This window comes from Myxococcus vastator (genome assembly GCF_010894475.1).
In the GTDB taxonomy this organism is placed as follows: domain Bacteria; phylum Myxococcota; class Myxococcia; order Myxococcales; family Myxococcaceae; genus Myxococcus; species Myxococcus vastator.
The window spans coordinates 1-11,876 of record NZ_JAAIYB010000258.1 but is presented as its reverse complement, the minus strand read 5'-3'; the positions used below and the strand labels follow the sequence as shown (position 1 = coordinate 11,876).

Genomic DNA, 11,876 nt, shown 5'->3' with positions numbered 1-11,876 from the left:
GAAGGGGAGGGGCGCACCATCGCCGTGGTGATGCTGGCCACCGCCGCGCTGTCCGCCTTCATGAGCTCCACGGGGACCGTGGCCATCCTGATGCCAGTGGTGGGGACGCTCGCCCTGCGGCGCGGAATCCCGCCCGCTCGCATCTTCCTGCCCTTCGCGTTCGCCGCCCACCTGGGCAGCATGCTGACGCTCATCAGCACCCCACCCAACCTCATCGCGAGCGGGGCGCTCCGGGACGCGGGCCATGAGCCGTTCCGCTTCTTCACCTTCTTCCCCATCGGCGGGGTGATGCTCGCCGCGGGCATGCTGTTCCTCATCTTCGTCGGCAAGTACCTGCTGCCCTCGGCGGCGCAGGGGCAGGTCGCGGCGCAGGCCGTGCTGTCGCCCGAGGACTTCGCCAGTGAGTACGGCCTGGGGACGTTGCTCCATTCTCTCCGCGTTCCCCGTGGCTCGAAGCTCGTGGGCCGGACGCTCGGCGAGGCCAACCTCCGCTCCGCGCACGCGGTGAACGTCGTGGGCATCTCGTCGGCGGGCGCGGCGCATCCCGTGGTGCCGCACCGACCCTTCGGACCGGACGAAGTCCTCGTCATCCAGGGCCAGGAGGAGGCCGTCGCCGCGACGGTGGAGCACTGGGGCTTGGAGCGCCTCCCGTCCCTGCAGTCCCTGTCACTGCCTCCCGAGGAGTCGCTCGCGGAGGTGGTGATTCCCCGCCGCTCGGCGCTGGCGGGCCATACGCTCCGGGAGGCGCGCTTTCGTGACCAGTTCCGGGCCACGGTGCTCGCGATTCGCCGGGGCACGGACGCGGTGGTGGATGCCTCCTCTCCCGCCCTCAAGGACTTCACGCTGCGGCGCGGCGACACCCTGCTCGTGAAGGGCCGCAAGAAGCACCTGCGCAACCTGTCCGAGGCCCGAAGGGACCTCATCCTGCTCGCAGAACCCGACCCGCGGACCGACCGCCTCGCGGACCCGCGCAGGGCGGCGCTCGCGGTCGTCATCACCCTGGCGATGTTGACGGTGATGGCCCTGGGCCTGCTGCCCAACGTGGTCGCCGTGCTGCTGGCGGCGGTGGCCATGGTGCTCACGGGCTGCGTGCGCTCCGCGGACGTCTACCGCACGGTCAACTGGGAGAGCGTGGTGCTCATCGCCGGGATGTTCCCGCTGGCCACCGCGCTGGAGCGGACCGGCGTGACGCAGCTGGCGGTGGCGGGCCTGGAGGGGCTCTTCTCCGGCGCCAGCCCTCACGCCGTATTGGCGGTGCTCGCCATCGTGACGTCCACCCTGGGCCTGTTCATCTCCAACACGGCCACCGCCGTCCTCGTTGCCCCCGTGGCCCTCCGCATCGCGGAGTCAATGGAGCTCCGGCCCGAGCCGCTGTTGATGGGGGTGGCCATCGCCGCGTCGGCGGCGTTCGCCACGCCCATCGCGTCGCCCGTGAACACGCTGGTCATGAGCCCCGGAGGCTACCGGTTCGCCGACTACGCCCGGGTGGGCATCCCGCTCCAGGTGCTCATCGTCGCGCTGGCGGTGCTGGTGGTGCCGTGGGTGCTCCCTTTTTGAAGTCTGCGAGCAGACAGGCAGTCACTGTTCCTTGGAAACGCCGCGCCCGGCTTGTTAAACCCCGGGTCCTATGTTCCACGGCACCACCATTCTCTGCGTGCGGCGCGACGGGAAGGTCGCCATCGCCAGCGACGGCCAGGTCTCCCTCGAAAAGACCGTGATGAAGAACACGGCGAAGAAGGTCCGCCGGCTGGGCGAAGGCCAGGTGCTCGCCGGCTTCGCTGGCAGCACCGCGGACGCCTTCACGCTCTTCGAGCGCTTCGAGACCAAGCTCAAGGAGCACCAGAAGAACATGGCCCGCGCCTGCGTGGAGCTGGGCAAGGACTGGCGCACCGACCGCTTCCTCCGCCGGCTGGAGGCGCTCCTCATCGTCGCCGACAAGGAGAAGACGTTCATCCTCTCCGGCGCGGGCGACGTGATTGAGCCCGACTACGGCATCGCCGCCGTGGGCAGCGGCGGCCCCTACGCCTTCGCCGCCGCGCGCGCCCTCATGGCGCACACCCAGCTGTCCGCTCGCGACGTGGTGCACCAGTCGCTCACCATCGCGGGTGAAATCGACATCTACACCAACGCCAACATCTCCATCGAAGAGCTCTAGGAGACACCCCCCGTGGCCGAATCGCGCAAGTTGTCCGCCTTCACGCCTCGCGAGGTCGTCAGCGAGCTGGACCGCTACATCGTCGGGCAGGACGCCGCCAAGCGCGCCGTCGCCATTGCCCTGCGCAACCGGTGGCGCCGCCAGCAGGTCGACGACGACCTGCGCGACGAAATCCACCCGAAGAACATCATCATGATTGGCCCCACCGGCGTGGGGAAGACGGAGATTGCCCGCCGCCTGGCGAAGCTCGCGCAGGCGCCTTTCGTCAAGGTGGAGGCCTCCAAGTTCACCGAGGTCGGCTACGTCGGCCGCGACGTCGAGTCGATGATTCGCGACCTCGTCGAGGCCGCCATCGCGCTGGTCCGCGAGGAGGAGACCGAGAAGGTCGGCCCCCGCGCCGAGGAGCTGGCCGAGGACCGCCTGATTGAGCTGATGCAGGGCAACGGCGTGAAGGCGTCGTCCGCGACGCCGCCGTTCGGGTTCGCCCCGCCGCCACCCCCACCGGCCCAGCGGGTCAGCGACACCGCGCGAGAGAAGTTCCGCGCCCAGCTCCGCGCCGGCACCCTGGATGACGTGGAGGTGGAGGTGGAGACCGCGGAGTCCTCGCCCACCTTCATGCGCGGCTTCTCCGGCCAGGGCATGGAGGAGATTGGCGTCAACCTCCAGGACCTCTTCAAGAACATGCCGGGCATGAACAAGACGCGCCGCCGCCGCGTGCGCGTGCCCGAGGCGCTCCAGCTCCTGCGCAAGGAAGAGGCCGCCAAGCTGGTGGACCCCGACCGCGTCCAGCGCGAGGCCGTGGTCCGCGCCGAGATGAACGGCATTATCTTCATCGACGAAATCGACAAGATCGCCAGCCGCGAGGGCGGCAAGGGCGGGGGCGGCCCGGACGTGTCCCGGGAGGGCGTCCAGCGGGACATCCTCCCCATCGTCGAGGGCTCCACCATCAACACCAAGTACGGCGTGGTGAAGACGGACCACATGCTCTTCATCGCCGCCGGCGCCTTCCACGTCTCCAAGCCCAGCGACCTCATCCCGGAGCTGCAGGGCCGCTTCCCCATCCGCGTGGAGCTGGAGCCCCTGACGGGCGAGGACCTGGTCCGAATCCTCCGGGAGCCGAAGAATTCACTCCTGCGACAGTACACGGCACTGCTCGGCACCGAAGGTGTGCGGCTGTCCTTCACCGACGACGCGGTGACGGAGCTGGCGCGCATCGCCCAGCAGGCCAACGAGCGCACGGCGAACATCGGCGCCCGGCGGCTGCACACCATCCTGGAGCGACTGCTGGACGAGGTGTCCTTCTCCGCCAGTGAGCTGGGCCCCCGGGATTTCCAGGTGGACGCCGCCTACGTGCGCGAGCGCCTGGCCGCCATCGTCCAGGATGAGGACCTGTCGCGCTACATCCTGTAGCGCGCTATATGCGGAGGGGCACCGTACCGCACGAAGGATGACTGCCTTGTCGCACTCCGAGCCTTCCCCCTCCGCATCGTCCGACGCCTCCACCGACGCCCTGGTCCAGAAGGCGAAGCGCCACCTGCTGCAGAACTACAAGCAGCCGCCCTTCGTACTGGTTCGGGGCCAGGGGACGCGCGTCTGGGACACGGAGGGCCGCGAGTACCTGGACCTGATTGGCGGCATCGCCACGTGCGCGCTGGGACACTGCCACCCGGAGGTGGTGTCCGCCGCGAAGGCGCAGCTCGACTCGCTGTGGCACGTCTCCAACGCGTTCTATTCGCAGCCGCAGATTGACCTGGCCGCGCAGCTCACCGAGTGGTCCGGCCTGTCGCGCGCCTTCTTCTGCAACTCGGGCGCGGAGGCGAACGAGGCGCTGCTCAAGCTGACGCGCAAGGTGATGAAGGACCGCGGCACGCCGGAGCGCTTCGAGGTCATCTCCTTCGACAGCAGCTTCCACGGCCGCACCCTGGCCACCGTCACCGCCACCGGCCAGACGAAGTACCAGAAGGGCTTCGAGCCGCTGCCCCCCGGCTTCACCCATGTGCCCTACGGCGACCTTGAAGCGGTGCGCGCGGCCGTGGGCCCGGCGACCGCCGCCATCCTCGTGGAGCCCATTCAAGGGGAGGGCGGGGTGCGAGTGGCGCCCCAGGGCTTCCTCGCCGGGCTGCGCGCGCTGTGTGACGAGCACGGGCTGCTGCTGCTGGTGGACGAAGTGCAGACGGGCATGGGGCGCACCGGCAAGCCGTTCGGCTTCATGCACGAGGGCATCGTCCCGGACGGCATCAGCGTGGCCAAGGCGCTGGGCAACGGCCTGCCCATTGGCGCCATGCTCTGCAAGGACGAGCTGGGCGCCAGCCTCACGCCGGGCACCCACGGCTCCACCTTCGGTGGCAACCCGGTGGCAGCGGCCGCCGCCAACGCCGTGGTGCGCATCCTCCGCCGTCCCGGCTTCCTGGACGAGGTCCAGCAGAAGGGCGCCTCCTTCATCGCCCGGGCGCGCGAGCTCCAGGGCCGGCTGCCCGCGGGCCGCATCCAGGCCGTGCGCGGCCAGGGGCTGCTGCTGGGCGTGGAGCTGGATTGCGAGGTGGCGCCCGTCATCGCCCGACTGCGTGGGGAGGGGCTGCTGGTGAATGCCGCCGGCGAGCGCACCCTGCGCTTCGCGCCGCCCTTCATCGTCACCGAGCGCGAGCTGGACGAAGGCCTGTCCATCCTCGAGCGCGTGCTCACCAGCAACTGACGGGCGTGGCCGTCTTCCCTCTCTTGGAGTCAGGATTCACGGACGTTTGACGCCCTGCGTCCGGAACCCTAGTCTGAAAACTCCGGAAGTCTTTCCTCGGACCGTCACTGTGAGTGCGCCAAACACGATCATCGGGCTGGGGGCCCTGACGGATCACCTCGCCACGGTGCCCCACCTGGACGCGGCTCGCCTTCAGCTCACCGCGGAAGAGGGCGCGGTGCTCCAGCTCGTGGGGCGCGTGGAGCGCATCGACCAGGTGCTGGCGCGCTCCAAGCTGGGCGAGCCGCGCACCATCGCCGTGCTGCTGGCGCTGCGGGCCAAGGGCGCCATCGTCCCCGCGCGGGTGGTGCCTCGGGGCGCGCCCGCGCCCGTGGTGGACGCGGCCATGGCGGAGGCCGTGGACCTGGAGCCGGAGCGGAAGAAGGAAATCATCGAGCTGGAGCGCGCGCTCGACGCGATGGACCACTTCGCCGTGCTGGGGCTGAAGCCCGGGGCGCCGGCGGCGGAGGTGAAGCAGGCGTACTACAACGCCTCGCGCCGCTTCCATCCGGACCGCTACTTCGGGAAGAACCTGGGCAGCTTCCGCGCCCGCATGGAGCGCATCTTCCGGCGCCTCACGGACGCGCACAACGTGCTCATGCAGCCCGACAAGCGCGAGGCCTACCTGCGCGCGAACCCGGCGCTGGCCCAGGCCGAACGCGCCGCCGCGCCGCCGCCACCCGCCGCGCCGCCTCCTCCCGCGCCCGCGCAGCAGCTCCTGACGCCAGAGCCGCCGCCGGTGCATCAGGTTTCATCGCCTCCGCCCGTGGCGTCCAGTCGGCCCTCGTCCATTCCGCCGCCGTCGCGTCCGCTGGCGCCGCCGCCGGAGGATGGCGCGTCCGACGCGCGCCGGGCGGAGCGGCAGGCCCGGTTGGCCCGGCATCCCTACCTGGCCCGCACGGGGCGGCTGGCCGAGTTCATGGCCCGGGGCAAGGCCGCCATCGCCAACGGTGACTGGGAGCGGGCCTATCACGACTTCCATCAGGTCCAGACGATGGACCCGAAGAACCGCGAAGCCGCGCTTCTCCTGGTCAAGGCGCGCCGGGGGCATGACTCGCAGCGGGCGACCATCGAGGTCGCTCGGGGGCGGGAGATGGAGCAGCACGGCGACACGCAGGGGGCCATGGCGGCCTACCGGCTCGCCTGCTCGCTGGACGACCAGAACGCCGAGGCCGCCTGGCGCTGCGCCCGCCTGGGCCACCTGCTGGGGCAGGATGCAGCCGAATGCAGAGGACTGGCGCAACGCGCCGTGGACCTGGACCCCGACAAGGTCGAGCACCAACTGACGTTGGGAAAGGTGCTGTTGGACGCCGGATCGAAGAAACTCGCCAAGCGGGCCTTCGAGGATGCGGCGAAGCTGGCCCCGGACAACGCGGAAGCGAAGGCGGCGCTCAAGAAGCTGCGCTGGACGTTCTAGGAGTGAGTACGGTTCCCCATGGCTGAGCCCGAACCCCTCATTGGCATCGACCTGGGAACGACGAACAGCATCGTCGCCACCGTCCAGGACGGCCAGCCCGTCGTCATCAAGAACCGCACGGGGCAGGGGCTCACGCCCTCCGTCGTGGCCATGGCGAAGAATGGCAAGCGGCTGGTGGGCAGCATCGCCAAGCGGCAGGCCATCACCAACCCGCAGGAGACGGTGTACGCGGCCAAGCGGCTCATCGGCCGGAAGTTCTCCTCGCACGAGGTGCAGGACTCGCTGCGCGCGCTGCCCTACGAGGTGGTGGCCGGGCAGCACGACGACTTGCGCATCCGCATGGGCGGCAAGGACCTGTCCGTCCCCGAAATCAGCGCCATGATTCTCCAGGAGCTGAAGGCGGACGCGGACGCGCACTTCGGCCGGCCCGTCACCAAGGCCGTCATCACGGTGCCGGCCTACTTCAACGACGCCCAGCGCCAGGCCACCAAGGACGCCGGCCGCATCGCCGGGTTGGACGTGCTGCGCATCATCAACGAGCCCACGGCGGCGGCGCTGGCCTACGGCTTCGGCCGCACGGTGAACGGGCGCGTGGCGGTGCTGGACCTGGGCGGCGGCACCTTCGACGTGTCCGTGCTGGACATCTCCCAGGGCGTCTTCGACGTGGTGGGCACCGGCGGTGATACCTACCTGGGCGGCGAGGACTGGGACAACCGCATCATCGAATGGCTCGTCTTCGGCTTCGCGAAGGAGCACGGCATCGACCTGCGCAAGGACCGCATGGCGTTGCAGCGGCTCAAGGACGCGGCGGAGAAGGCCAAGGTGGAGCTGTCCAGCGTGCGCGAGGCGGGGCTCAACCTGCCCTTCATCTCCACGCCGCCCGGCGGTGGGGCGGCGCTGCACCTGCAGGCCACGCTGAGCCGCGAGAAGCTGGAGGACCTGACGTCCGACCTGGCGGAGCGGGTGGTGGGGCTCACCACCGAGGTGCTCGGCGAGGCGGGCGTGCGCGCCTCCGAGCTCAAGGAGGTCATCCTCGTGGGCGGCATGTCGCGCATGCCGCAAGTCGTGGAGGCCGTGCGCGGCTACTTCCGCCGCGAGCCGTGCAAGGGCGTCCACCCGGACGAGGTGGTGGCGCTGGGCGCGGCGATCCAGGCCCACGCGCTGGTGCAGGCGGAGCACGAGCTGCTCCTGCTGGACGTGACGCCGCAGAGCCTGGGCGTGGCCATCGCCGGGGGCTCCGTGCGCCGGCTCATCCCCAAGAACACCACCGTGCCCACGTCCGCCACGGAGGTGTTCGCCACGTCGAAGGACTTCCAGCGCCTGGTGAAGATCATGGTGCTCCAGGGCGAGCATGATTTGGCGCACCAGAACGAGCTCTTGGGCGAGTTCGTCCTCACCGGCCTGCGGGAGGCGCCGCGGGGCCAGGTGGAGATTGACGTCACCTTCGACATCAACGCGGAGGGCATCGTCTCCGTGCACGCGAAGGACCGGGAGACGGGGCTGCGCCAGTCCATCACCGTCACCGCGTCCAGCGGCCTCACGGAGGAGGAGCTCCAGCGCATCATGGACGAGCAGCGCGGCTACCTCATCGCCGCGCGGGCGTCCGAGGAGCTGAAGACGCGGCGCATGGAGCTGGACTCGCTGGCGCGCGACGTGGTGGACGCGCTGACGCGGGCGCGGCTGCTTCCGGGCGGAGGGGGCCTGGCGCCCGACGTGGTGCCTCGCGCGGAGCAGGTGCTGGAGCATGCGCGTGCGGTCCGCGCGGGCGAGGACGTGGCCGCGCTGGGCCGCGCGTGCGAACTGCTCACGGGATGTCTGGCGCAGCTCAAGGGCCCGGCGCCGAGCGGCACGGGGCGGTAGATGAGCAGCCAGCGCGCGAACCAGCTCATCGAGGCGGGACTGTGGCTGCGCCTCAGTGGCGACGCCCAGGGGGCGCGGCGGCTCTTCGAGCGCGCGCTGGAGCTGGATCCGACCAACACCCGCGCCCGGGAGTACCTGGCGGCCGCCGCGGGTGCGCCGTCACGGGGCGCGGCGACGCCGTTCGAGCGGCCTCCGGAGCTGGAGTCTTCGCTGGGGCGGCTGCCTCCCACCGACGCGGACCTGCCCTCCTCACCGGCGCTGGAAGGCGACTGGGGCGCATGGGCGGAGGGGCAGGGCGGCCCCTCGGAGGGCGGTGGCAAGTCACCCCCCGCGGACGTCGTCCTTCCGGAGGCGCTGGAAGGCACGCCGGCGGACGTGCTGGAGCTGCTGTCGCGCGACGTGGTCATCGAGTTCGACGAGCCCGTCATCCAGGCGAAGGGGGACACCGACGAGTTCGGCCTCCCCGAGGGCCACACCCAGGAGTTCGGCCTCCCCGTGGTGGAGAGCGAGCTGGACCTGCTCCTGCGCGGGGCCGAGGACCTGCTGGAGCTGGATGATCACTCCGGGGCGGTGGACCTGCTCTTCAAGGCGAAGGAGCTGGCGCCGTCCGACGTCCGCGTGGAGTCGCTGCGCGCGCGCAGTGAGCGGATGCTGATGGCCCGGCTGGAGTCCAAGCTGGGTGACCTGGGCCGGGTGCCCGCCGTGCGCCTGCAGCCGGACGACATCATCTGGCTCAACCTGGACCACCGCGCCGGCTTCGTGCTGGCGCAGATTGACGGCTCGGTGAGCTACGAGGACCTCTTCTCGCTGTCGGGGATGACGCGGCTGGATACCGCGCGCATCCTCGTCCAGCTCATCGATGAGGGCGTCATCTCCGCGGGCTGACGGCTAGCCGCGGATGATGGCTGACCACGTGCCCTTCACCACCAGGGCGCCGTGCTGGTTGCGCGACTCGCTGGTGACGACGACGAAGCCCATGCGGGCGCGCTCGTAGAGGTCCGCGACGCGGCCGGTGGTCGTCATCACGTCGCCGGGGCGCATGACGTCCAGGAACTCCAAGTCCTGCTCACCGTGCACCAGCATCTGCATGTTGATGTTCAGCGCGGGGTCCGCGATGGCGGCGCTGAAGGGGCGGATGGCGAAGACGACGGCGAAGCTGGGGAAGGCGATGAGGCCCCCGTGCGGCCCCGCCTGGGCGGCCTGCGCGTCGTAGAGGAGCGGGCTGACGTGCGCGGGGGGCTCGCCCGGCGTCCCGGCGCCCGGCTTCGCGCCGCCGACGGCGAGCGTGAACTCGCGCAGCTTCTCCTCGCCCAGGGTGTAGCGGTAGGGGCCGTACTCACGGCCAATGAATTGCTTGTCGAGCGCCATGGCCGTTACCCGATGAAGGCTTCGACGACGGCGCCCTTGAGGACGTCCTCGCCGCGCTGGTTGGTGGCGGAGACCTCCGCCGTGAGCCGCCCGTCCTGGACGGAAGTGACGCGGCCCTGGAAGGTAATCGTGTCCTCGGGCCGCACCGGGCGCGAGAAGCGCGCCTTCACGCGGCGGACCCGGCCCGGGTCCTCCACGAAGCCGGCGATGGCCTCCACCACCCAGCCCAGGGTGCACAGCCCCTGGAGGATGTTGCCGTTGAGTCCGGCGGCGGTACCTGCCTCCGGGTCGATGTGGATGGGGTTGTAGTCCCCCGAAGCGCCCGCGTAGTAAATCGGCCGGTACCGGTCGCACTCGCGGACGTGCGTGAACGTGTCGCCTGGCTGGTAGGTGCGTGGCATGGGAACCGTGGATCTACCACGGCTGGCCCCCGCGCGGGCTCAGGGACGCTCCGCGTCGGGTGCGCCGCCCTGATCCAACGGGTCGTCCTCGTCCGAGCCCTCACGGCGCTTGCGGTACTGCTCCCGCACGTAGGCCACGAGCTGATCCAGATAGGACGACAGGGGAGGGCACCGCACGCCGGTGCCGTCCAGCAGCTCCAGCGTGTTGTGGCAGTTGTAGATGGCCAGGTGGTTGACGTAGCTGATGGCGGCGCGCTGCGGGCGGGCCAGCTTCTCCAGCAGCGGCAGCCGCAGCATGACGTCCGCGGCCCGCGCGGAGAGGTTGAAGCGCGGCAGCTTCTTGTTCGACTTCTCCGCGATGAGCTCGTACACGCGGCGCGCGCTCATCGGGTTGGGGTCCACCAGGTGGAAGGTGTTGCCCTGGGCGCGCGGGTCCTTCGACAGGCGCCACACCGCCTCCACCACGTAGTCCACCGGCACCACGTTGAGCGGCGCCACGCCGTTGCCCGGCAGGGGCAGGGGCACCACCAGCGGCGACGTCACGAGCAGGATGCCCAGGTAGTAGGGCCCCTCGAAGCGGTCAATCTCCCCCGTGCGGGAGTCCCCCACCACGCTGGAGGGCCGGAAGACGGTGATGGGCACGGTGGCGCCCGCGCGCTGCACCAGCCGCTCCGCCTGGAACTTCGTCTCCTCGTAGGCGTTGCGGAAGCCCTGGCCCCGGTCCAGCTCGTCCTCGGCGATGACGCCCAGGCGGTCCCCGGACACGTAGCAGGTGGAGAAGTAGTTGAAGCGCGTGAGCTTCCCGCAGTCCCGGGCCAGCTCCAGCAGGTTGCGGGTGCCGTCCACGTTGACCCGCCAGGCCGTCTCCTTGGCCACGCCCAGCTGGGCCACCGCCGCCAGGTGGAAGATGTCCGTCACCCGCTCGCACAGGCGCTGGTACTCCTCGCCCGACAGGCCCAGGTGCATGTCCACCACGTCACCGGTGAGCAGCTCCACCTTGGCGCCCTTCACCCGGGCGGCGTGCTGCTGGGCTTCCTTGAACGACTTGGGCTGCACCAGCGCGTAGATGTGCCCCTTCGGGTCCTCACGGGCGATGTGCTCCACCAGCCGCTTGCCGATGAACCCCGGGTAGCCGGTGAGGAAGTACGTTCCGGCCGTGGCCTTCTTGCGCGTCTCGCTCATGCGGCGCGCAGCATACCCGGCGCTCAGCCGCGCGCGAGCATGGCGCGCCACATCGCTTCCACCTGGGCGCGGGTGGACGCCAGGTCCCCGCTGTTGTCGATGACCCAGGTGGCGTGGGCGCGCTTGTCGTCCAGGGGGAGCTGGGCGGCCAGCCGGGCCTCGGCGGCGTCGGAGCCCAGCCCATCGCGGGACATCAGCCGGGCCTTCTGCACCGCGCGGGGCACCCACACCACCGCCACGGCCTCCATCCAGGCGTGCATGCCACTTTCGATGAGCAGGGGCACGTCGTAGATGACGCGCGCCACGCCCCGCGCCTCCAGCGCCTGGAGCTTGTCCATGAAGGCCTGACGCACCAGCGGGTGGGTGATGTCGTTGAGCGCGGTCCGCTCCGCGGGGTCCCCGAAGACGCGCGCGCCCAGCTTCACCCGGTCCAGCCGGCCGTCCGAGCCCACCACGCCGGGGAAGCGCGCCGCCACCGCGGCCAGCCCCGGCGTGCCCGGCTCCACCACCTCGCGGGCAAGCACGTCCGCGTCCAGCACCTCCGCGCCCAGCTCCCGCAGCACGCGCGTCACGGTGCTCTTCCCGGAGGCGATGCCCCCCGTCAGTCCGAAGACATGCACGGGCGTGCCCTACTTCGCGGCCTTCTGCGTGGTGAACGTCAGCGACTGAACCGTCTTGCCATTCTCATTGAAGAAGATGGCCAGGCCCAGGCGGGGGTAGAGGAAGTAGGTGCGGAAGTCATCCGTCAGCTTGCGCAGGTAG

General features: G+C 70.5%; 11 protein-coding genes. 7 read left to right on the top strand and 4 right to left on the bottom strand.

The window, feature by feature from the left end; translation table 11 throughout:
- The 7 genes from G4D87_RS23435 to G4D87_RS23405 form a co-directional block, all read left to right on the top strand.
- A partial coding sequence (locus tag G4D87_RS23435) for an SLC13 family permease (protein WP_163784438.1) occupies positions 1–1,557 on the top strand: 1,557 nt, incomplete at its 5' end.
- A 70-nt stretch (positions 1,558–1,627) separates the two neighbouring features.
- Complete coding sequence (hslV, locus tag G4D87_RS23430; protein ID WP_163784437.1) at positions 1,628–2,155, top strand: ATP-dependent protease subunit HslV; 528 nt, start codon at positions 1,628–1,630, stop codon at positions 2,153–2,155.
- 12 nt (positions 2,156–2,167) lie between these two features.
- A complete protein-coding gene (gene hslU, locus G4D87_RS23425) occupies positions 2,168–3,565 on the top strand; it encodes an ATP-dependent protease ATPase subunit HslU (RefSeq protein ID WP_163784436.1) in 1,398 nt (465 codons plus the stop codon).
- 37 nt (positions 3,566–3,602) lie between these two features.
- Complete coding sequence (locus G4D87_RS23420) at positions 3,603–4,847, top strand: acetylornithine transaminase (protein WP_163784435.1); 1,245 nt, start codon at positions 3,603–3,605, stop codon at positions 4,845–4,847.
- Positions 4,848–4,956: 109 nt separating this feature from the next.
- Positions 4,957–6,303, top strand: coding sequence for a J domain-containing protein (locus tag G4D87_RS23415; protein ID WP_163784434.1), 1,347 nt, complete (start codon positions 4,957–4,959; stop codon positions 6,301–6,303).
- Positions 6,304–6,321: 18 nt separating this feature from the next.
- Entirely contained in the window at positions 6,322–8,163 is a 1,842-nt protein-coding gene (gene dnaK / locus G4D87_RS23410) for a molecular chaperone DnaK (protein WP_163784433.1), read from the top strand.
- A complete protein-coding gene (locus tag G4D87_RS23405) occupies positions 8,164–9,048 on the top strand; it encodes a tetratricopeptide repeat protein (protein ID WP_163784432.1) in 885 nt (294 codons plus the stop codon). It abuts the gene before it with no gap.
- Positions 9,049–9,051: 3 nt separating this feature from the next.
- On the opposite strand, the gene G4D87_RS23400 is transcribed toward G4D87_RS23405, so the two are convergent.
- From G4D87_RS23400 to coaE, 4 genes are read right to left on the bottom strand one after another with little or no spacing between them, the layout of a single operon-like run.
- A complete protein-coding gene (locus G4D87_RS23400) occupies positions 9,052–9,531 on the bottom strand; it encodes an FAS1-like dehydratase domain-containing protein (RefSeq protein ID WP_163784431.1) in 480 nt (159 codons plus the stop codon).
- 5 nt (positions 9,532–9,536) lie between these two features.
- Positions 9,537–9,932, bottom strand: coding sequence for a MaoC/PaaZ C-terminal domain-containing protein (locus G4D87_RS23395; protein ID WP_163784430.1), 396 nt, complete (start codon positions 9,930–9,932; stop codon positions 9,537–9,539).
- 39 nt (positions 9,933–9,971) lie between these two features.
- Positions 9,972–11,114: an SDR family oxidoreductase gene (locus G4D87_RS23390; RefSeq protein ID WP_205507695.1), complete on the bottom strand. Its 1,143-nt coding sequence runs from the start codon at positions 11,112–11,114 to the stop codon at positions 9,972–9,974.
- 23 nt (positions 11,115–11,137) lie between these two features.
- Positions 11,138–11,734, bottom strand: coding sequence for a dephospho-CoA kinase (gene coaE / locus G4D87_RS23385; protein ID WP_163784428.1), 597 nt, complete (start codon positions 11,732–11,734; stop codon positions 11,138–11,140).
- Positions 11,735–11,876 lie beyond the last annotated feature (142 nt).